13 protein-coding genes are annotated in these 23,547 nt (G+C 50.1%); 1 reads left to right on the top strand and 12 read right to left on the bottom strand.

What is annotated here, in order from left to right; all coding sequences use genetic code 11:
- Nucleotides 1-31: 31 nt before the first annotated feature.
- The 12 genes from BZG73_RS06885 to BZG73_RS06830 form a co-directional block, all read right to left on the bottom strand.
- Entirely contained in the window at nt 32-1,558 is a 1,527-nt protein-coding gene (locus tag BZG73_RS06885; RefSeq protein WP_101494478.1) for an amino acid adenylation domain-containing protein, read from the bottom strand.
- Nucleotides 1,545-8,063 (bottom strand): non-ribosomal peptide synthetase, encoded by a 6,519-nt coding sequence (locus tag BZG73_RS06880; protein WP_077667932.1) that lies wholly within the window; start codon nt 8,061-8,063, stop codon nt 1,545-1,547. Before BZG73_RS06880 ends, BZG73_RS06885 begins: the two co-directional genes overlap by 14 nt.
- A gap of 29 nt (nt 8,064-8,092) precedes the next feature.
- On the bottom strand, nt 8,093-8,884 hold the full coding sequence (gene dhbA / locus BZG73_RS06875) for a 2,3-dihydro-2,3-dihydroxybenzoate dehydrogenase (RefSeq protein WP_235606030.1): 792 nt from the start codon (nt 8,882-8,884) through the stop codon (nt 8,093-8,095).
- Between the two features lie 5 nt (nt 8,885-8,889).
- Nucleotides 8,890-12,018, bottom strand: a complete 3,129-nt coding sequence (locus BZG73_RS06870) for a non-ribosomal peptide synthetase (RefSeq protein ID WP_077667931.1) — start codon at nt 12,016-12,018, stop codon at nt 8,890-8,892.
- Nucleotides 12,015-12,926: an isochorismatase family protein gene (locus BZG73_RS06865; RefSeq protein WP_077667930.1), complete on the bottom strand. Its 912-nt coding sequence runs from the start codon at nt 12,924-12,926 to the stop codon at nt 12,015-12,017. Before BZG73_RS06865 ends, BZG73_RS06870 begins: the two co-directional genes overlap by 4 nt.
- Entirely contained in the window at nt 12,923-14,608 is a 1,686-nt protein-coding gene (locus BZG73_RS06860) for a (2,3-dihydroxybenzoyl)adenylate synthase (RefSeq protein ID WP_077667929.1), read from the bottom strand. Before BZG73_RS06860 ends, BZG73_RS06865 begins: the two co-directional genes overlap by 4 nt.
- Nucleotides 14,605-15,822 (bottom strand): isochorismate synthase, encoded by a 1,218-nt coding sequence (locus BZG73_RS06855; protein ID WP_077606567.1) that lies wholly within the window; start codon nt 15,820-15,822, stop codon nt 14,605-14,607. Before BZG73_RS06855 ends, BZG73_RS06860 begins: the two co-directional genes overlap by 4 nt.
- Before the next feature lie 178 nt (nt 15,823-16,000).
- On the bottom strand, nt 16,001-17,935 hold the full coding sequence (locus BZG73_RS06850; protein WP_235606029.1) for a TonB-dependent receptor domain-containing protein: 1,935 nt from the start codon (nt 17,933-17,935) through the stop codon (nt 16,001-16,003).
- A gap of 235 nt (nt 17,936-18,170) precedes the next feature.
- The gene (locus BZG73_RS06845) at nt 18,171-19,400 is read right to left on the bottom strand and encodes an MFS transporter (protein ID WP_158075276.1); all 1,230 of its coding nucleotides are present in this window, start codon (nt 19,398-19,400) and stop codon (nt 18,171-18,173) included.
- 70 nt (nt 19,401-19,470) lie between these two features.
- Nucleotides 19,471-20,178 carry a 4'-phosphopantetheinyl transferase family protein gene (locus tag BZG73_RS06840; RefSeq protein ID WP_077667928.1) on the bottom strand — a complete coding sequence of 236 codons (708 nt, stop codon included), beginning with the start codon at nt 20,176-20,178 and terminating at the stop codon, nt 19,471-19,473.
- Nucleotides 20,179-20,356: 178 nt separating this feature from the next.
- Nucleotides 20,357-20,692 carry a hypothetical protein gene (locus tag BZG73_RS06835; RefSeq protein ID WP_077667927.1) on the bottom strand — a complete coding sequence of 112 codons (336 nt, stop codon included), beginning with the start codon at nt 20,690-20,692 and terminating at the stop codon, nt 20,357-20,359.
- Nucleotides 20,683-21,162 carry a GNAT family N-acetyltransferase gene (locus tag BZG73_RS06830; protein WP_077579087.1) on the bottom strand — a complete coding sequence of 160 codons (480 nt, stop codon included), beginning with the start codon at nt 21,160-21,162 and terminating at the stop codon, nt 20,683-20,685. The genes BZG73_RS06835 and BZG73_RS06830 overlap by 10 nt, the downstream gene beginning before the upstream one ends.
- Nucleotides 21,163-21,419: 257 nt before the next feature.
- Between BZG73_RS06830 and BZG73_RS06825 the strand changes: the two genes are divergently transcribed.
- The gene (locus BZG73_RS06825; protein WP_077579086.1) at nt 21,420-23,423 is read left to right on the top strand and encodes a hypothetical protein; all 2,004 of its coding nucleotides are present in this window, start codon (nt 21,420-21,422) and stop codon (nt 23,421-23,423) included.
- Nucleotides 23,424-23,547: the final 124 nt, after the last annotated feature.

The following is a 23,547-nucleotide window of genomic DNA, read 5'->3' as shown; positions in this document are numbered from 1 at the left end:
CTTTCGGCGGTTTTTTCCGTCGTGAGCCGAGTTAGCTCGCCGTTAATTGTTTGCGGTCAACCTTTCCACTTGCCGTTTTCGGCAAGCTCGCCAGCCAGACAAAACGAGTGGGGATCATATAACCGGGTAAATGAGGGGACAGTGCTTTTCGCAATTGCAGACGCGTCATCTCCGGCGTGTAGGCGGTGCCGCATTCTCCTTGCTCTATATAACCAACGAGAATACGATTCTCACCTTCTCCCTCTAGTTTCACCGCTGCATCAAGCACCGTATCTAACTCGCGGAGACGCGCTTCGATTTCTCCTAATTCAATCCGGTAGCCACGCAGTTTAATCTGACTATCCTGACGGCCAATATATTGATAACAGTCATCCGCCAACCGCCGAACGATATCGCCGGTACGGTAATAACGCCGACCATCATTGCGCGTAATAAACTGACGCGCCGTCAGGTCATCCCTTTGCCAGTAACCATCGCTGAGTGCATTACCTGAGATACATAGCTCCCCTTCATGCCCTAAATCGACAGGCTGCCCCTCGTCATCCAGCACACAATGGGCATATCCCACTAGGCTAGACCCAATGGTGATCTGGTGCGCGGTTTTTACTTCTGACATCATTGACCACACGGTGGCTTCTGTCGGACCGTAGCAGTTCCAAAGTATCCTCGAACGCGCCATTAGCTGTTCCGCCAATCCAGCATCTAATGCTTCCCCTCCTATCAATGCTCTTAGGCCTGTCTTTCCGCTCCAACCAGTATTGATCATCATTCGCCAAAACGTCGGTGTTGCTTGAAGCGTATTTAACGATGGATGACGTGTTAACATCGCCGCGACAAGATGGGGATCTTTGTGCTCCTCACTATTCGCGAGGCATAGGCGACCACCAACCAACAAAGGCGCAAAAATCTCCAATATCGAGATATCAAACGCAATGGTCGTGATCAGTAGCCAGTGGCACTTGTCATCAAGGTTGAGTCGCGTCACAGCGGCAGACAAAAAAGTCGCCATTGCCTGGTGGCTGATCACCACTCCTTTCGGCTTACCGGTTGAACCAGAGGTAAACATAATATAGGCGGTGGTTTGCGGACTCAGTAAAGGTAAGTGTAATGGCTTCAGGCCACTTTCGTTTACTACACACTCCTCAACAAGACCCAAGGTGATAACAGGACAGTCAAACGCAATTGGCGCTGCCCCATCGCTGTTTGCCTCTATCACCGCGCTTAACTTCGCCTCATCGGCGATCTCTCTTAATCGCCCAGCAGGAAACAGCGGGTCGAGCGGTACAAAGGCCACACCTGAAAACACACACGCCAATAAGGTCGCTATCAGGGTTGGCGAGCGCATTAAATGTATGCCAACGCGATCACCAGGCTGCAATCCAGCCTGGTTTAACCGCTGCTGCACCTGACTGACCGCCACCAATAGTTGATCATAGCGGATCGATTGGTCGCCAAAGTCAATGGCAATGAGGCCTGAGGTAGCCGCCTCCATGAGGGCGGCCTCTAACATCGGTGCTAAACAGGTTGCCTCTTCACTGAATTGATTATTCACCTGCATCGGTCGCCTCCATCACAGGTTGCTCACTCTTTGGCGGTTGTGCGCGACCCACACTGAGTGCTCGGCAAATTGCATCTGGTGTCGCATGCTGATACAAAAACGCTAACGTTATCGGCTGTGCGACACCCATCGCTGATACATCGTGCATGTTCAGCGCATAATTGAGCCGTTGCACCAACCCAATCGCCGCCAGTGAGCTTATCCCTAACACGCATAAAGGCTGATACCAATGCGGGCTCTCAGGGGTGACACAAAGGTGAGTACTTTGTTGCCACTCCTCGCTGACCAAACGCGCCACTTCCGATGAATACTGACTGCCTTGTGCACAATCAGACTTCACACCTTCTTTTGGCTGCTGATCGCGCTTTGTCTGAGACGCTATATCGACCGATACCTCAGGCAAAGCCTCTGCGGGGTCAAGTTCCAGGGTGTATTGCGGATCGGCGGTAAACACTTCTAATAGTGACGCCCGCCATTGGTCCAACACATCACGAGCACGGGATGGCTCGACCTGCGCGCCATCAAACTCGAAACGCAGCGACAGCTGACCTCCTACTTCATTGACGACCAAACTGAGCGGTACCTCGACTTTTTCAAACGCAACGCCAAACTCAGGATACAGGTTAGCTCCGGGAACCATGTGCGCTTGGTGATCATCCACCTCTGCTCGTGGATAATTCTCATAAACAAAGACACTGTCAAACAAACGACGATGTCCAGCGTGTAACTCGATCAGCGACTGTGTCGCATGCTGATTCAGTGCCATCGCTTCATCTTGCAGCGCACGCAATTGATCAGCCAATGTTAGGTGACGCTGCCAATCGACGATCAAGGGTAACGTGTTGATATATAACCCAACACTGTTAGCGATTCCCGTCACGGGCGCATCGCGACCCGGTACAACATTGCCAACAATCGTCGTTGTCTTGTCGCTTGGCAGCCCGCACTCACGTGCGACCAGACGGTGCCACGCAAATTGCGCCACGGTACTGTGGGTTACCCCGACCTCACGAGCAAAATGCTGCAATGCCGCCTGCTCTTGCTCATTGAGTGCTGTTCTAACCACTTCTGGTTGTCGCTGCATGGGTAAAGAGGCAAAGTCCGGACCGAATAGCGGGGTTAAATCGTCGGCTTTGGCCGTCGTCAATGCTTTATTCGCCCAGAACGCCGCCGCATCAGGACGAGCACTCGCAGCGTACTCTGCATGCGCTATATAGGCCTCATCTGCCGGCAAAAATGCCGATGGCAGGCCATTATTGGGCTCACTCAGTGCCTCGTAGGCCTGATGCAACGCTGAAAACAAACGCGGACCGCTCCAACCATCAATGACAGCATGGTGGCAACTGAAGATAACTTGAATATCATCATCGGCAAGCCGGAAGCAACGCACGCGCATTAAAGCATCGCCATCAAGCGCGATACCACGTTGACGGTCTTGCTGGCAATAGGCCGCAATCTGAGTGGCAGGATCTTCCTCATCAGCCAGTTCGACCCATTCGAATGGCATAGCTATCTGACGCTGAACCACTTGTACCAACTGATTATCAGCGCCGTAAGGGCCACTCATCACGGTCCGTAGGGCTGGAAACGCCGAGACAACGGCCTGCCAAGCCTGCTGATACCGCACCCTATCCACCGGTTGACGATACCGAATCGGCGTCTGCAACAGGTATGCCTCATCGTCTGGGCAACGACGCTGGTGAACAAACATGCTTTGCTGTAGTGATGATGCGGGCAGCAACGCTTCAATATCAAAGCGCTCGCTCAGTCTATCTAGCTCGCCTTGAGCAAGGCTCACAAGCGGGTAATCCGAGGGGGTAAACCTACGCCCATATATTGTCGCGTGCTGCTCACAATCATGGACGATCTTGACCAGGTTGGCTTTAAATGCTGCCATGAATTGCTCGCTAAGCGTCTGATCTAAAACGCCAACCTGCCGTAGTGTTAACTGGCCATCATCGATCCCCCCATGCAAACTGAGCAGTTCTTCGCCAGGATTAAGCGGTGAGGCGGTCTGTCCAGGCACAATAGGTAAAGGACGCCATTGCTCAGCCGGTTGATCGTGCTTTTGTGTCTGACGGCCCAAGTAGTTCAAGACAATCGGTGAGAAAGTTAGCTGCTCACCTTGAGGGTGGAAGCAACGTAAGGCGTTGAACCCCACCCCATTATCAGGCACCTCACGCAGTGCTTCTTTAACGTGCTTGATGGTTTCTGCCAAGGTTGATCTCACCGCAACTCGGCATGGATAGGTGCTAGTGAACCACCCCACGGTGCGACTGACATCCAATTGCGCATCAATCTCTTCCCGGCCATGCCCCTCTAACATCACGGTGGCTTGCTCTCCCCAGCCCAATTCATTAAGCGTGATACTCAAAGCCGATAACAGCAAGTCACGCACCTCGGTATTAAAGGCAGTATTTGCAGGACCAACCAAACGCGCTGTGTTGGCTTGATCGAGTTGTAACATCGCCTGGCTAGGAACGACACGACCATCTGGGTCTTGGTTAAGAACCGCTGGCAAGGTGCTGCCTCCACCGTTTCTGATGTTATCCAGCTGACGATACCAAAAATCAAACTGTGCCGAGTGACGGTTCGCATAGTCTCGAAGCGCCTCTCCCCATTGTCGATAGCTGGAGGTTTTATTCGCCAACGGCAACCCTTGTGATAAGCGCCTCAGATCATCAGCGATGATCCGCCAAGAGACGGCATCAATGACCCAGTGATGGAATGCCAAAAACAGACCAGTTTGCGGCTCCTGCTCTCCTTGGGCAGGTAAGTGACGGATCCGAGCCCAAGCCATGATGGGGCCGTTAACCAGATCAAACTGCGACTGCAATGTGGTGAGCGCATCATAAAGTGACTCTTGAGTCATGGTGGACGCATCCAGCTCTTTCAGCTCGGGCACAGTGACAGAGGCTTGGTAGCGCTGGCGACGCGTCTTTCCCTCTTCAGTCACCCGTAGGCGCAGTGCGTCATGATGTGCCAATAGCATTGACATCATCTCGTTGAGACGACCCGTATCGATGTTGGGAATAGCCAAAATTACCGCTTGGTTCCAATGCGCTGGCCGAGTAAAAGGCTGAGCATCAAACCAATGCTGAATAGGGTGCAAATCAAACTCGCCAGATAGTTGCCCCTGTTCGGCATCAACGGCCTGCTCGGTCACCGCGCGTGCGGTAAGAGTACGGCACAGTTTACGGACTGTTTTCGCTTCAAAAACATCTTTTACGGTGCAAGGAAAGCCTGCATCACGAAGACGAGTATTGAGTTGTATACTCAAAATTGAATCGCCTCCCAAACGGAAGAAATCATCTTCCACACCCAGATCCGTATTCAGCACATCTCGCCACACAGTAAGTACGTCGGCTTCCATCTCTGTTTCTGGCTGCGCATATGCTTGTGTTATCCGTTGGCGTGCTGGCAATCGACTGACGTCCAACTTACCGTTCACCGTCAACGGCAGTTCATCCAGCATAATAAGCTCTGCTGGTACCATATATTCAGGCAAGATTCGGGTCGCCTCAGACAGAATTTGACCAACATCGACACCCGTTTGATCAACCGAGTGCTCGGGGCATGACACATGTTGTGGTGTCGCGTAAGCAACCAATTGGCACTGCGCACCCTCTCCGGCAAGAATGACCCTGACCTGATTAAGTTGCGGTGCGACTTTGGCCAGTTGACTCTCAATTTCAGCCAACTCTATTCGATAACCACGCAGTTTGATCTGTTGATCTAACCGACCCAGATATTCGACGTCGCCGTTGTTAAGCCATCGCGCCTTATCACCCGTTCGGTAGCAACGTACACGCTGTCCCGCGACGGTTAGGGTTACAAAGGCACTTGCGGTTAAATCTGGTTGGTTCAGATAGCCCCGAGCCAACCCCAGACCAGCAAGACAAAGCTCTCCTGCCACCCCCACGGGGCAAAGCTGTCCTCGCTCGTCTATGATCAGCGCTTGTGTATTATCGATAGGTTGACCGATGGTCACTGGCTCACCAGGCTCAAGCTCTTTGACCAATGCCGTTACAGTGAACTCTGTCGGGCCATACATATTGAGCAGGCGGAGGTTGCCCTGCCAACTACTCACCAACGTGGCCGGACAAGCTTCACCGCCAAACGCGACGGTATGAAGTGTACGCAGTGGCCGAGGAACCATGGCGGCAAACAGTGCCGTTGCGCTGATCATATGTGTTGCACGACATGAGTCCGCCTGGTCAAGCAAGGTGTCATCTGGCGTACCAAACACCAGATGGGCCCCCGCAAACAGGGGGAGAATGGCAGTCATGTTTCCAGCATCAAACGCCAAAGACATTGGGTTGAGCATCACACTATCGTGATTCAGCGCTAATCGCGCGGTATGGTCGGTTAGCAGGTTCGTAAACGCGCCATGCTCAACTTCTACCCCTTTCGGCAGGCCTGTTGAACCCGAGGTGTAAATCACATAGGCCAAGTCCTTTTCCGTGACCGCGCGTGAGGGCGACGTCGGTGCTGCCAGTGAGAGTTTCTCTGTAGTGGATGGTTCGGAGAGATCAATGACTTCACAACCAGTCAGTGCCGGATGAGATTGCGAAAAATCCGCATCTGGCGCAATCATCAACGACAGCTGCGCATCATCAACTAAGTGCTGTAGTCGCGCGGTTGGATACGCTGGGTCGAGCGGCACATAGCTCATACCCGCTTTCCAAACAGCGAGTACCGACACCGCATACTGGGTTGTTCGACTGGCGACAACACCTATTTTAGTCTCAGCATCCGACGCTTGGCGGTGGGCGGATTGTGCCAATAAGTAGTGGGCTAAACGATTTGCTGCCTCTTCCAACGCTTGATAACTTAAGTGACCGTCCACCCCAGTGACCGCGAGTCGAGTCGGGCACGTTGACGCATGGCGACTGATTTGCTCATGCGTCAACGTGGGCATCTCTATGTGGACTGGTAAGCGAGCCAAGGCGCTTGCCATTTGGGCTTGGTGCGCCTGTTCCACAAGCGGGAAGGCCATTACTGTTGTTTCGGGAGCAGCGAGAATACCGTCTAACAGCTGCAGAAACATATCTGCGAAGCGGGTAATCGTCTGATGTTCGAATATCCCTTTGCTGTATAGCCACTCGAGACGGACACCATCTACCAACTCGGTCACTTTTAGTGACAGGTCAGTTTTAGCCGGTAATACTGGCGACGGCTCTTCCACCGCATCGCACCCTGGGATCAAATCGTTAAAGTCGACCTTTGCCTGATAAACCAGCATAATCTGGAAAATAGGGTTGTGTGCCGTGGTTCGATCAGCCCCAATGGCCTCACTCAGTGATTCAAAGCGAAACAGCTGATGGTCAAACGCTGACAAATCCTGCTCACGGCAATATTGCAAGTAATCGATAAAGGTTGCATCTTCATCGAGCTGTGTCCTCAACACAATGGTATTGACAAAGAATCCCACGACATCTTCGATATCCGCGCGTTCTCGGTACGCCAAAGGTGTTCCAATGACGACATCCTTTTCTTCACCTAGGCGCGCCATTAATAGCGAGAAAACCGCATGTAGGCCGATAAAATACGAACAACTATTTTGTTGGCATAGCCGCTGAAATTGCTGCCACTTAGCTAAAGAAATGGTCGAAAATACCAGTGCGCCATCATTGTTGTGATTTGCAGGCCGCGGTTTATCCAGTGGCAAGGCATGAACCTCAGGAATACCTTTCAATCGCTCTACCCAAAACGGGCGAAATTCTTGGTGATAATCGCGAAAGGCTGAAGAGTTGAGCCAGTGCGCGTAATCGATGTAGTTGACAGCAGTCGGTTTCAACGGTGCTAACTGGTTATTCTGGTATGCCAAAAAAGCCTGCTTAAAATCGGCAAACATGTTTTTTACTGACCAGCCATCTGAAATGATGTGATGTTGGGTGAGCATCAACAAATGCTCTTCCTCATCCAGTCGAATCAATTCGACCCGAGTCAAAGCGCCTTTCTCTAGATCAAATGACTGGTATATGTCTTCCTCGATCCTTGTCAGTAAGGCTTCTTCACGCGACTTTTTGTCTAGGTGGGACAAATCATGATGCGTCACAGTAAGCGCAGTCTGGTTATCTATATGTTGTTCGCCTTTTCCATGGCGATTACGCACAAATCGAGTTCGCAAGCTGGCATGTTTATCCACCAAAGCAGCAAACGCGTATTCTAGTGCATTAACATCAAGTTTACCGGTGAGGCGAAAATGCACTGGCATATTATATAAGTGCGAGTTGTCCTCATATTGCTCGATAAACCACAAACCACTCTGTGAAAATGAAAGCGGTCCTGTTTTATCGTCTTGCACCGGAATAGGCTGCTCATACGCTTGACGGGCGCGTAAGCACCGAATAATCGCTTCTTTATGAGTACGGATCTGCTGGCCGATTTCTGGCGTCATCGCTTGTTTGCTGCACTGAGAAACCAGCTGACCTTTTTCATTCAGTGCTAACCGAATACCTTTGCGCTCAAGATCCGCCAAAAATGAAATCATATCTATCATGGTTTTTCCTATATCACTACGGGTCGTCTTCACGCGTTGAGAATTGCGCCGCCATCCACCACTATGTCTTGCATTGTCACGTGGCTGGCTAAATCTGATGCTAGGAACACGACGACGTTCGCGACTTCCTCAGGTTGGGCTATCTTTCCTAGCGGGATACCCAGTTTGAATTGCGAAGGAAATCCCGCAATAGTACGCTGCTCGGCATCTTTGCTGTGCCACAACGAGCGCTGCATCTGCGTATCGGTTGATCCCGGCGATACCAGATTGCAGCGTATCCCATAGGGGGCAAGCTCTAGCGCAACACAATTGGCTAGACTGCTCAGTGCGGCTTTAGAGGCACAGTAGGCTGTCATATGCTGACGGGGAACATGGGCGGCATTCGAGCTGACCGTCACCACGGCACCATGACGTTGCTGTTTAAAAACAGGGATCAGCTGTTGGAATAAGTAAAAAGCACCGGAAGCATTTACATTAAGGCAGGTATGCCAATCGTCTTCGGTCAGTTTCTCGGTTTTTCCCATGCGTAGGGTACCCGCCACATTGGCGAGCACATCGATCACCGGTACATCTGATAAGATGCGCTGAGCAACCGCTTTAACCTGGTCTGGATGAGCAATATCCACATGATAAGTTGCAAACGGGTACGTTGCGCCCGTGTCGCACCCAGCCCCAAAGTCTTTATCCAAGCCAATCACCTGAGCACCCAGTTGATGGAAATGTATAGCTACCGCGTACCCAATGCCACGAGCCGCCCCCGTTACCCAAACCACTTTGCTGTCAAATTGACCACTGGAGGTCACTGCTGTTTGCTGCTTCACGGCCTTCACCACACCATCTCCACTTCGTCTTCACTCTGCTGCTGCATCTCATCGAGATAGCGACAAAATTCATTCAAAACGGGGCGATCAAATACATCGGACACCTTGATACTGACACCAAATTCGGCGCCTAGACGGTTAACAATTTGAATGGTCTGCAGTGACTGCCCGCCTAATTCAAAAAAGTTATCCTGCGACTGAATCAGGCTGACCCCGAGGATCTGCTGCCAGATTGCACCGACTCGGCTTTCAGTCTCACTCGCTAACACCGATTCAACACTGTCCCCCTCATAACTGGCCAGCAAGGCGTTGCGATCAATTTTGTTATTGAGGGTTTTCGGCAAGTTGGCAAAGAAACGAAAATCGGTCGGTATCATCGCCGGTGGAAGACTCGACTGCAGCGCGGTTTTAATCGCCAGTGCATCTTCATTCTGACAACCCTTCCCAGCGACAAATGCCACCAAACGACGGAGGCCATTATCAAATACCATCCCCTGTACACAGGCTTCTTCCACGCCATCAAGCGCAAGGAGGTGGGATTCAACTTCGCCCGGCTGAATGCGATAACCACTGATTTTGAACTCGTTATCAATGCGACCTAGGTAAATCAGCTGGCCATCAATGAGTGTCACTCGATCACCGGTACGGTATGCACGGCGCTCAACCCCGCCCACGAGTATGCGGATAAAAGCAGGGTGCGCCTGGCCGAGGTAGCCATCAGCAAGTGTATCGCCTAGGATCACCAGCTCGCCTGTGGTTGTCGGGCGCAACTGATCATCAAGCACCAATACGTCGATGCCAGACAAAGGCAGACCGATAGGTAATTGACCATGACGACCATCAACGTCTTGCAACTCACTACACGTTGCAACCACGGTCGTTTCTGTCGGGCCGTAGGTATTGAATAGACGGATGCGGTTGGTCAACCCTGCCTCTTCGACGGCTGTCTTCCACTGGACTAACGGCTCGGGATAAACCGCTTCACCACCGATGATCACGCCTTTCAGCGTATTCGGTAATGTCGCAGTGCCAGCTCGTAGACTCACCACCCACTCATTCCAGAACGCTGTCGGCAAATCCAGCACAGTGACCCGCTCAGCGGTGATCGCATCAGAAAAACTCGCCATTGACTCAAGCATGGCATCAGTGCGGAGCACAAGTGTGGCACCTTGTCCCAGCGTCACGAAGATTTCTTCGATGCTGGCATCAAAATGGAAAGGCGCAAACTGCAGGACGCGATCGATCGCCGCGATGTCATAACGCTTAGCTGCCGCTGCGACGAAATGATTCATCGCCGAATGACTAACCACCACGCCTTTCGGCTGTCCGGTCGAACCAGACGTGAACATGATATAAGCTGGGTCAGCAGCCTCGACAACCGGTAGTGCGACAGGTTCGCTATGCAGACGCCCCGCCAGTTGAACAGTAACAGGCAAGGCCGATAAGGAGTGTTGATACTGCGCTTCGGTAATCAGCATACGGATCGCCGCCTGATCGACAATCAGGTGCTGACGCTCAATCGGCTGCTCTGGATCGAGCGGCACGTATACAGCACCACTGAACATGACTCCTAACACTGTGGTGATACAAGACAGCGATCGGCTTAGTGCCACTCCAACTCGCTCTCCTGATTGCACACCTTGTGCCCGTAAAGCGCTAGCGATCGTGTCTGCCTTATTGACCAGACTCTCATAGGTCAACACTACTCCATCCTGTTCCACGGCGATGGCATCTGGTTGCTGCGCTGCATGACGGCGAATCTGATTCAGTACAGACTCCGCAGGGGTGTGAGTTCGTGCGTCATTTTCTCCTGATATAACAGCATCTTGCCGCGCCTGCGCATGTAAGCTTGCCAGTACACAGCTCGTCGTTTGTGTCGGCGATGCAAGCCAGTGTGTCAGTAAGCTCATCAGTTCTTGTTGCAACTCAGCGAGGTCACCTTTGTCATACACTGCAGGGTTGGCATCAATGTCTACTTCTGGCACGCCTTCTGACTTACTGTGCAATTCAATAGTCAGATCTTCTACTGGCCCAGCACTTAGATTTAGCGTGCTAGCCGCTACGTTGCCATAATGCAAAGGATGATCGAACGGCATGATATTCACTAAGGCACCAAACAATCGCTGGCCGCCACCGACCCGGTTCAGGTCCCGACGAAGGTCTTCGTAGCGATAGTGCTGAAAGCGACGCATCTTCTTTTTGTGCGCCGCAACCTTTCTGGCAACGTCTAGCAAATCATCGTCAGCGACGACATCGACCACCAGCGGTACGATGTTCATTTGCATACAAGGAACCGTCAACGATTTTGAACCTAAACGGTTCATCACCATCATCCCCAGTACAACTTGTTCGTTGTCGCTGTAATGACGCAGGTGCGTACAAAGTGCAGCGAGAAATAAATCCACCCAAGTTAATTGATGATGCTCAGCGAGGCTCTGGCATTGTTGCCATAGCGTGTCATTGAACGTACAACTCTCTCGATGAAATTGAGCAGAAATCGGCGCGATATCATGGCGGTAAGAAGACGGCGCCACATTTTTAGCAAGGGTGTCGAGCCAAAACTGACGGGCTTTGTCATAAGCGCCGGAGTCTCGGCGTTGCTGGTCTTCATCCAGCACAGCCTGAAACGAACCGAAAGGCGATGGTGTGGGTGCTCTCTCCTCCATTAACTGAGAGTAAATCTCGGCGATACGTTGAAAGATAAGCGTCGTGCCGAAACCATCTAGCGCAATGTGATGAACACAGTGATACAGATAGTCTTGGTGTTCCCCATGAAGTAACGTAAAGCGGCACGGCAACTGGTGCGCCAAATCAAACGCCTGCTTCATATCTTGGGTTGCCCAACGGCGCACTGTTGCCATTTCAGTATCTTGTTCGCAGGAGGCTGCAAGGTGGACGCGTTCAAATACCACTGATTCAGATGTAGAAACCCGATAGGGTTGTTGATTCTCACTACGGTAGTAGCAAGAGAGGCATTCACTCTCCGCCACTGCTTGTCGTGCGGCACTCGCTAATAGGTCTGCATCGACTTTTCCGTCAAAAACGATACATTCGGCTGTGTTAAACAGCGCTTTATCTTCATTAAGAGTGTGCCCAAGCCATAACCCATGTTGAGCTGTATTTAGCGGTGTCATACTTGTCCCTCCATATTCACTTGATTTCGTGCTTGCTCCAGTAACATCCACCAGTGATTGAAGGTTGGCGTCTCCGCCAGTTGGACAAAATTGATCTCAACGCCGTGCTTGCGCCATTCGGTGATCAACGCCATGATTTGCACAGAGTCTAAACCGTAATCGATCAGGTTCTCATCCGGGTCAAACGCGTCTTCCTCTTCGTCGACCAGTTTCGCGATGCGGGCGAGTAAACCATCGTGAGTGAGCACATCAGGCAACGCGTGCGGCTCGGCTTTCGCCACCTGACCTATCACCGAAGCCGTTGACATCACCATACCTGCTCGTCCTGCCACGTACTTGAGTGTCATTTGATGCTCTTCGAGTGAAAAGTCAGCAATGGCATCACCGATCATGAAGGGTTTAATATCGCGCATAAAAGCGTCCACTGCCGTCATCAGGCAACCAATATGACCATAAATCCCCCCAATCAATAACTGGTCACGTCCTAGTTCGTTGAGCGTATGCTCCAAAGGTGAACGCTGAAACGCCGAGTAACGCCATTTGTCGAGAACAATATCTCCCTCTTCTGGTGCTAACGCCTCAACGACTTGTTGCAGTTCTGGCGATTTGTTAAGACCTGGCCCCCACATATCATTGAGAAGCGCTCTATCGGCCAGGTTCTGCTCTTTGGGTTGAGCCGTGTAGATCACTGGAATACCGTGAGATTTGCAGAAGTGTTTTAAGGCCACCAAATTATCGAGCAGCGTTTGCATCAGCGCGCTATCGCGCTCATAAAAGCTCACAAAATAAGTTTGCATATCGTGGATCAAAAACGCCGCTTTCGCTGGCTCAAACGTCCAGGACACCTTGTTGGTTGGAAAGGCCTCGACGGCAGGCATGGTATAAGTCGGTAATGCAGGAATAGTCATGATAAAACGTCCTTTTCGGGCTGAGGCTGTGACTGTTTTTTTAGTAGGTTGGCAATCCGCTGACGCAGCGCTTTTTTGTCAATTTTTCCGACATGGGTCATAGGTAAGGCATCGACTTTTTCGATCCGATCAGGGAGTTTATAGTCAGCGATACCACGCATGCGCAGGTGTTTTCGGATCGTAAGAGGTTTTAGTTTCGGGTTAGTCGTCACGATAAATGCACAACTTTTCTCTCCCATGACGCTATCAGGCATGGCAACCAGCGCAGCCTGCGTGATCTCCGGCACCGCCAGCAGCTGGTTTTCGACCTCTTCGGCCGCCACCTTTTCGCCACCACGATTAATCTGGTCTTTGTCGCGGCCCACCACCATCAAGTAACCGTCTTCGGTCATCACGACGACATCACCAGAGCGGTAAAACCCATCCTTATCAAATGCAACGCGATTATGTTCTGGGCTGTTGTAATAGCCCCGGAAGGTATATGGCCCACGAGTGAGCAAGGCACCCGGAGTTCCTCTCGGCACATCGTCGCCGTTTTCATCAACGATCCGTATTTCATCATCGTCGCTGATGGGACGCCCTTGGGTATGAAGAACGTGCCACTCACTGTCTTCAAACCGCGTATAATTCACTAGGCCTTCGGCCATACCGAACACCTGCTGTAGATGACATCCCAACTTAGGATAAATGCGACGGGCAAGGCTCTCACCAAGATGCGCACCACCGACCTGCAGCCATTGCAGACTACTAAGCGCCGAGCGATCATCTGCCGCGGCTTGCAACCACAAGGTAACAGCAGAGGGCACCAACGCAGCCATGGTAATCTGATGAGATTGAATCAATGGAAAACAGGTCATTGGACTGGGCTCTGCCGCCAAAACCACGGTTCCCCCTGCATAAAACACACCCAGCGCGCCAGGAGAGCTTAAGGTGTAATTGTGTGGTGCAGGCAATGCACACAAATAAACCGTATCGCTGTCTAAGCGACAAATTTCTGCACTGGCGCGGACACTGTAGTAGTAGTCATTATGCGTTCGGGGGATCAGTTTTGGGGTACCGGTACTGCCGCCAGACAACTGGAAAAAGGCAACGTCAGAGGCATTCAGCTCTGGCCAAGAGACGGCTTTTTTCGCCTGACTACTGAACGCATGACAAGGCATCAAGGTACCCGCAATGGCTGCGGCGAGCGAATAGCCAAAGTCCGCATCACCATCAACTAAGCAGAACTTGAGTGATGTCACCTGCTCACTCAAGGTTTGAGCAAACGTACTTTGCCTGAATAAGTGGTGGCCTGAAGAAACGATCGCCAGCGTCGGTCTGATTTGCTCAGCATAGACAGTGAGTTCATGCTGGTTGTGACTGAATAGCGCATTCACTGGCACCACGCCCAATTTCATGAGGGCAAAAAAGGTAATATAAAACTCAGCGACATTAGGTAGGTGCACCAACGCCGTGTCGCCAGGTTGTACACCAAGCTGCAACAGGGAGGCAGCCAGCCTCTCAGCATCGTGCTCAAGCTGACGGTACGTCCAGCTTCGTTCGCCACAAATCAACGCTAGGTGGTCAGTAGGGTTCTGTTGGTGACGCGTTAAGATGTCTGTCATCGGCACATCTGTCCAATAGCCTTTCTGGCGATAATGCTCAGCAAGCTCAGGCGGCCATGAGGTGAAGGCGATACTCATGCAGCCCCCTTCTCACCTAATCCGAACGCATTGAGCATCGTACCTAACTTGGCTTCGGTTTCCGCCCATTCCGCCTGCGGACAAGAGGCATCTACAATCCCCGCTCCTGCAAATAAGCGAACAGAGTTCTCACGTACCTTTCCACAACGGATCGTGACCGCCCACTCGCCATTCCCTTGAGAATCACACCAACCCACCATGCCGGTGAACATGCCACGTTCGTAGCCTTCCAGCTCTTTGATCGCATCGCGTGATAACGTGAAGGGGAAACCACAAACAGCCGGAGTTGGGTGTAGTAGACACGCTAACTGCAGGACGTTATAGTTCGACGGCTTACCCTGTTCATCACCCAAACCATTAAGTTGCCCTTCGATGCGTGTCGACAAATGCCACATAGTCGGGGTAGAAATCAGCGATGGACCAGTAGGTACGTCTAGCTCGCGACAATACGGTGTCAGCTGTTGAGCGATTTCTTCAATGACCAGACGATGTTCATATCTGTCTTTTACCGATTTCAGCAGAGCATCACTCACCTGTCGATCGGCATCCGTATTACCCTGACGCTTCGCTGAACCAGCTAATGGGTTCGATAAAATAGACGTCCCTTGCTGCCGAATCAGAAGCTCAGGACTAGCGCCGAGTAAAACCGATTGGTCTTGCTGTGGAATGGCAAAATGGAAGCCAGTAGGATTTTGTTTTATCAAACGTGAAAGCACATCATCAGCGGAGATGGCATCACTTAACTCTAGGTTCAGTACCCGAGATAACACGGCTTTTTCTAATTCAGTGCGCTGAAACTTTTTTACGGCCTCTGCAACCGCATGTTTAAACAACGATTCATCGGGTTCACTACGTTTAGCCAATATCTGTAAAGGCTCACGTGCGAGTATTCCATTGGGTTCGGGCATTGCCGCGTTGTGCTCCGTCACCTCAACAGATTCAGGAATATAGAGACAAGACGGTTCAGATACATCAAACGGAATCGACCCCATTAAAATCGGATTTTCGACGCCTTTAGATTTTTCGTCCGCGAATGCTTGTTGTATTTTTTGCTGGAACGCGCTCTGGCGTTGCTCACCATAGATAGCGGGTGTAGTAATCGTTTGGCTAATTCCCTTTCCACTGACCGTTTTGTATTCCGATGAGAAAAAAAGATCTCTGTCGGGTGAGAATACGGGGGTCGATCCTAGCCTCTCACGTTGGGTATGTTGCATGTCACAACTCCATTTACACAATAGCCTTTTTTTTTTGCATTTAATTGCAAACTGACAGGCTTAGTATTAACTCGGTAGGTTTAGTTGTTATAAGGTGACATCACATTGCTTTTGTGTACGAAAAGGAGCCAACCTGTGTTGGCTCCTTTGGCATCAGGAGTCCTGATGAATGTTGTTATCAGAAGTCGTATGAAACGCCAGCATAGACGCTGCGTGCTTTCATGATGTAATCCAGGTCTATCGCGGTCTCATCTCGCTCTTCGTTAGTAAGGTTGGTGACCCCCAGCTTCAAGTTCAGGTCATCTACAGGTTGATAGCGAGCCCCTAAGTCCAGCGTGCCATAAGCATCTAGCTTCACCACATCCGACCCATTTTTTGCGTATTGAGAGCCTGTGTATTGGTATGACGTGTAAGCATAAAGGTTGTCTCTCGCCTGCCAGTCGAGTTGAACATTAGCCACATGGGCGGGCGTATTGAGCAGATCGGTCTGTGTGCTTTTGTCTTCTGCATCGCTGTAGGTATAATTCACCGATACACTGACCGTGTCGGTAATGTCGGCCCATAGCGATGTTTCTACCCCTTTGATCTCGGCCTCGTCGACGTTGAAGTAGCTCAACTCAGTTTTGACGCGATCCCACGTTTCCGCCTCAATCATGTCATCAATGTCATTTTCGAACACGGTTAACCCGGCGCCCCAGTGAGCAGTTTCATAGCTGGTTCCCAGCTCATAGCTCCGTGAGGTCTCTGCCTCTAGATCCGGGTTACCAACCACATGGCATTTACCCCGACACGCTAGCACCGAGTAAGAATCACTGTACTGATTCAGGCCGGGCGCTTTAAAGGCTTCCCCGACACCACCTTTAATCACCCAGTTGTCAGTGATCGTATAAACCGCATAAGCACGCGGGCTAAACTCACCGCCGTACACCTCGTGATCGTCATAACGCGCACTCAGAGTCAGTGCCAAGTCGCCTAGCGAAATTTCATCTTGCAGGTAAATCGCCGCCTGACTGTAGTGCACAGAATCGGTCGTCAGCGTCAGGTTATTTTCCAGTTTAGTATCACGAAATTCGCCGCCGCCCGTGAGAAGGTGATCGCCTAAATAACCAGAAAGCTGGGCATCAATAGTGTTATTGGTTTGCTCGATATCACCGACTGCACTATTCAGCTCTGAATCATCTCGCAATTCAGAATGGTCGAGGTTATAACGCACTCGAGAGTTCATCGCCTCCCAGTAACCGTAATGGGTCAATGCCAGGTTGTAACGCTCCATTTCCTGCACATTGTTTACGGCGTTACCCCAGTTGTTCCAATCCGCATCACGGTCATCTGTGTTGTAGTTAAGATCAAGCTCGATATCCTGCTGATCATTCACCAGCCATGTCAGGTTGGAGTACAAGCTCAACTCATCACGTTCCTCCAGCACATCCGTATCTGGGTTAACGGATTGGTTTGACCGCCACGCATCACGATCACTTTTTTCAATGATCAGGTTCCCCAATAAGGTGTCAGGAACTAGGGCGCCACTGACGTAGCCATTCATTTTATGAGTATTACCACCAGAGCCCTCAGTAATGCCATCAAACTGGTAACCCAAAGAGCCCTGCGTTTCTTCTGTGGGTTTGCGAAGAATCACATTCACCACGCCCCCTAACGCATCGGCACCATACAAAGATGACATAGGGCCACGGGTTACCTCGATACGCTCGACCGCTGACATCGGAATAGTGGACAGATCAAAATCGTTACCGTAAGAGCTAAGGAGTCCATCTCGAGAGTTAATCCGACGACCGTTGATTAGCAGCAGGGTATAATCTGAATCCAATCCACGGATTTTGATCTCATTCCGCCCGTATGTTGTGCCCGCGTTGATGTGAATACCCGGCAGTTTTTCAATCGCTTCAGCAACATCATTGACTACAAGGTTGTCCAAGTCCTCGCGGGTAATATACGAGACAGAAGCCGGCGCTGTGAGCTCCGGATGCTCTGTCTGACTCGCCGTCACCACCATCACTTCATTAACGTCGTTATTGGCCGTGTCTGCCATTACCGTAAATGAAGAAACCATACCTACTACACATAAAGCCTGATTCAGGCGAGTCAACTTAAACACGCTATCTCCTTGTCCATCAAAAATTAACCACTCCATATAAATGGTGGTGCAAATGATAATGATTTCTATTTTATGCTCAATCCCAACCACAGACAATTGATAATCTTTTTTATTATTATTTGCGTTTGATCATGAAAATTTGCGTAGATATTCACAATGCAAAACGGCCAAGCCGGTAAGACGAGCGAAAAACGTACAGGTAAAGGGTGAAAACGGAGTGGGATAGCCCCGGGAATTAACCCGGAACTTGTTGTGAAGTTTGAGACTGTTTAAGTGATGGGATAAACCAGCAAACAAGCAGAGGAACCGCGAGCGCACTAATGATAGTCATTGTGGCAAGTTTATCGAGTCCTACTAATTGATTCGCAGACCCTGAAACAAGATAGATGGAACTGACAATCCCTGCACTACCAGCGGCCAAATTAGACACTGTTGATTGATACGTCATGAAGGCGGCACGGTATTGTGGTGGTGGTACCCTTGATGTAAACGCTGCCAGGACCGCACTACGCGCCGAACTCGATGCCATCAAAATCATAAAAATCAGATAGACCCACTTATCCGTGCTATCGCTGATAAATCCATAATAAACCACCATAGCGACAATCACGCTTAAGCCAAATAACACCGGTTGCCCTGAGCCTTTGTCCATCATTCTGCCGCTGTAACGCATCGCTAAAATGCTCATCACCCCACCCAAGAGGTAAAGGTAACTGATCTCGTTCCGCGGGAAATCAAGGTTAAACTGGAAATACGCCGACAAGTTTGGCACCAATAGAAAATGTCCAAAGAGTGTCAACCCCATCATCGCCATCGCGAGTACAAACGGCGTGGAGCCGATCATTTTAGATAGTCCTGCCGAACGCATTGTTGGACTTGTCATCGCGCTTGCCTGTGGGACCAGCGATGGCATATAGATCCTGACGGCGACCGCCAATATTACTCCCATGCCACCAAAGAAAAAGAACGTCACCTGCCAACCCATCCACTGCGCCAACATCAAAGAAGCTGGCACAATGATGATCGCCGCCAGAGAAAATCCACTGGCAACGAAGGCCATCGCCCTACCTCGCTCCGCCACGTTAGTTACATCAAGGACAGATGCCATAATTAAGCCGCTAAGAGGGCCGGAGAAACAGCCTGCGGCAATAAAAATAAGTAACAACTGTTTCGGCTCTGTCGCTAATCCACACAAGGCAATCAGGACAGAACGAAGTAGGAGAAACAGTGTCAAAGCGACTCGTCGATCATAACGGTCTAATACCGGTGCGAGAAAAAAACCAATGATTGCGGAGCCAAACGTCGCACCGCCACTGATGTATCCGATGTGCTCACCTTTTAAGCCAATATCTCGGACTAAATCGGGACCCAACGGCATCACCATCATCAAGGTTCCAACAGAGAGCATGTTAATAAGCAGCGCAAGCCTTAAAACTGGCTTCGCATTCAGCGTGTTACTATCCATGGACACAACCTATCTTAAAAAATCGATTGTAACCGCCCGATAACACAAACTCAATAAATGATAATTATTATCATATGAAATATTCGGAACGCGTAAAGGTAAGCACTCGTTCATCCATCCTAGAGTAATACACCTTTCCCTGTAGACCGGGCAATAAGGTGTCAGAAAGCTTTGTATTCAGCTCAAAGTACAACCATTGGTCGTCCATCCGCAAAAAGGCGACATCTAAAAAGTCAAAATAGCGTTTAACTTGAGGGTACAAAGCTTTAAAAATGCTCTCTTTGGCCGAAAACAACAGAGTCATCAACCCACTTAAATTTTGTACATTGCTTGGTAGCGCCGCCAGCTCCTTTTCGGTAACGACCACACCCTTCATCTCCGATAGCCTATCCACATCAATCAATGACTCAATATCGATACCGACGCCTTCATGCTCATAGCTCTGAGGCGTCATCGCACATATGGCTAACGAATCATTGTGACTGATGCTTCCCGTCCATGCTGATGGCCAAACCGGTGCGCGGCTGTCACCGATAGCTATCTCAATCGGCATCACTCCCAGACTCATTTGTACTTTTTTTGCCAGATAACGACCCGCCAAAAACTCCGCTTGTCGCTTACACACTGCCCGACGAATCGCCTCGGGCATCTCAATACCAAGCTTGGCAAATAGCATTGGGGAATAATGCTGTACATCAAACGGAACCATTAATACTGACGTGTCAGGATCAGGCAAGGCCACAGGGCACAGTGACTGTATGAAAGCGAATTGCGTCATATCTTATAAACGAGAATTAATGAGAATGGCTATCATTGTCGTTGATGAGGGTTCATCATACAAGTCTGCTGATTCCAGCCCATAGTGGTTATTGTAGGCTGATCGGAGCGTGCCTAATTAACGCGACTATGCTTGCCACAACCGAAGGGAGAGACTATTCCTATCCGGCTCAGTGGCGCTAGAAAAAACTCAGTAAAAAGCTGATCACCATAGGGACAACAATCGATACTTGTGCCCACACGAGCTTTGTCGCTTTTCCGACATTCAAGATAGTAACTGTTAATAACCAAACACCCGCCGCAGCGTAACCAAGAAGGGCCTCCAAGCGATCATAGTGCTGCAAGCGAGACAGGTACTCATCAAGATGATTACCTGCCGCTGTCGATATATTTTGTAGCTCACCACTCGCCATGCCCCGGTAGTAGTAAGAAAAGCCAATCAGCACGAGTTGGGTGACCAGTAAAATGACTGAGAGCGCTTTCACCTTTCTGATACTGAGCGATGCTATAACCATTTGTACATCACATAACTGTCAACCAACCCCAATTGCGAATGCTTGTACGCTCGAGGGATGGTGCCAACAATCGAAAAGCCGAGTTTCTGCCAAAGCGTTACCGCCACCTCGTTGGTCGAGACCACACTATTAAACTGCATGGCTTGAAACCCAAACGCGATCGCCCTCTCCTGTGAATGCTCACATAAAAGGCGTGCGATGCCTCTTCCTCTCGCCTCGTTGGCCACCATATAACCACAATTACAGATATGGCGACTTGGGCCCATTCCATTAGATTTGAGGTAGTAAATACCCAAAACCACATCATTTTCTACCAATGCATAGGCTTCCAGTGTTGATTCACACCAAAGCGAAAAAGCCTCTTGCTGCGTCATGTCAGGATCCAACGCATAGGTTTCTTCTGCCTTAATAATGGCTGAGAATGTTGGCCAAAACGACGCAAAGTCAGGTCGGGTAATTTCTCTGATCATGGCTCCCCCTTAAAGGCCTATTCAGTTGGCTCAGCCGATAGCATCGACTCATGATGGTGCATTTATACCATCTTATCCAAGATATTAATAAAAAAGCTTTTTTTATTAAACGAACAAGGATAGAGATAAAATTCATGCTTGCCGCCTCCAAGTCAGAACATTGCAGATGTGATCTAAACACACTTTTACTTCCCCCTATTCACTCCCTCTTGTAGACTACGCGCGCGTTGACTATCTACTGATAAGAAAATTGATATATGCCTGCAATTACACCGGCCTTTAAAGTGATAGACGGTTTCTCACTCTGTGCCAGCGACACAGAGCGCCTTGATATATTTTTTACCTATCTTCGTGAAGGTGAACCCGAGCTGGCAGAGCTGCGTCTTGAACAACTTGTCTTAGCCTTAGCCAACTCCCCTTCTCAAGCAGCATTATTCGCCAACAGCGTGTGCAATGAGGCAAAGAAAATAAAACTGTCACCCGCATTTGTGCAATTGGGGATCTTTTCTAAAAACGGGCTCGTCACCGAAATTTTTCGCCGCCTTTACAATAAAGTCAATCCGCCGCCAAAACGCTGCAACGATATCAATGACTTGCTCAGTTACTTTGTCGGTGGTGAAGACAAAGCGTGGGTTAAAACCATTTCCCATAAATGTTGGTTTAAGCTTTATTGTCTGTTGGTGAAAAACGCCCCTACAGAGGCTATTCGCACAACAGGCGCTTATATCAAAAGCGAGCTTTGCTATTCGCTAGAAATGCTATCTATCTGGATTGCGGCAGAAGAGCTAGACCCTGAGCTACTTCGCATAGACCGCCGTTTGAGTGAAATCGACTCACCGTTCATTGCGCTTCAACGTGAAACCAGCCACTTGGTCGCGGCTATCAAGGCCAACGACATATCTGGCCAAGACACAGCCCATTTTTGGGTAATGATTGAACAATGCCAACAACAGGTAAAACGGATCCGCGCACGCGGCATCAGCCAAATGGGTTTCTCCGCACACGCTTCGCATATGCTCGAGCGCCTTGATCAAACGTTGAACCGCATGGTACTGCTGATTCAAATCTTAGATTTTCGCCATCCTCACCAAAAAGCGCGTTGCGTGCTTAACCTTTGGCGACAACTACTTACCTCGGTGACCGAGCGCAACAGTGTACGCGCGATTTACCGCAAAAGCACTCGCACCTTTGCGCAAAGTGTCACCCAAAACAAAAGTAACCACGGCGAGCACTACATTGCCAAGACCAAAAAGGATTATTTTAAAATCCTGCGCGGGGCCTGTGGTGCTGGGGTGATTATTTCGCTACTAGCGTGGGTAAAGATGTATATCGAAAGCCTGCAGCTTGCGCCACTTAATAATGCGCTATTGGTCAGCCTAAACTACGGCGTTGGCTTTATGCTCGTACACATTTTGCACTTTACCATTGCCACCAAGCAGCCCGCGATGACTGCAGCAAACTTTGCTGCGCACGTAGAGAAAAACAAACAAGGACGGACACGCAGTAAAAAACTCGCGCGCCTGTTAATAAATGTAAACCGCTCTCAATGGTTTGCAGTGTGGGGAAACATTACTGCAGCCATCACTGTGAGCATCTTAGTAAGCCTGCTTTTTAGCCACTTTTATCACAGCCCATTACTGAGTAGCGAACAAGCGGCTTATCAAAAAGCAGCCATCCATCCACTTAGTGGTTTGGCTTGGCTCTATGCTGGCATCGCCGGTGTGTGGCTGTTTTTATCTGGCATCATCACCGGCATTTTAGATAACCGAGCGGATTATATTGAGCTAAAAGATCGATTAGTCGCCCATCGGTTGTTTCGGGTCATCCCCACTAAACACCGTGAGAAAGCGGCTTTTTACATTCACGAAAATTATGGCGCACTGGGTGGTAACTTTATTTTTGGTGTCTTATTGGGCATGACGAGTTATTTGGGCTACCTGATTGAGGTCCCCCTAGATATACGCCACGTGGCGTTCTCATCTGCGCACGCGGCATACGCACATATTAGTGATTTCCAGTCATGGGGGACAGTATTATCCAGCCTATTCTTTGTGTTAATGATCGGCTTTATTAACCTTTGGGTCAGCTTTGGTTTGGCGTTATTCGTCGCTCTACGCTCTCGTAACTGTGAATTAGACATTAAGTCGGTGAGAACCGCGGTACTGACACAAATCAAACAACACCCCTCTAGTCTATTCTGGCCGAAAGATCCGGTTCCTGCAGTGAAATCGCAAAGTGCAAGTCAACGCCGTACGCCATAAAACCCAACGCGTTTATCACCGGCCAGCGGATGGCCGGTATCACATTTTCTATCATTGTGTCTCCTTCATTACATTCAATCTTTTCAGGCAATCGCAGACCGACAACAATGACTAGAAAGTAAGG

The organism is Salinivibrio siamensis (genome assembly GCF_001996005.1).
Classification (GTDB): Bacteria; Pseudomonadota; Gammaproteobacteria; order Enterobacterales; family Vibrionaceae; genus Salinivibrio; species Salinivibrio siamensis.
The sequence above is the reverse complement of the archived record's forward strand: the minus strand, read 5'-3'. Positions and strand labels throughout refer to the sequence as shown.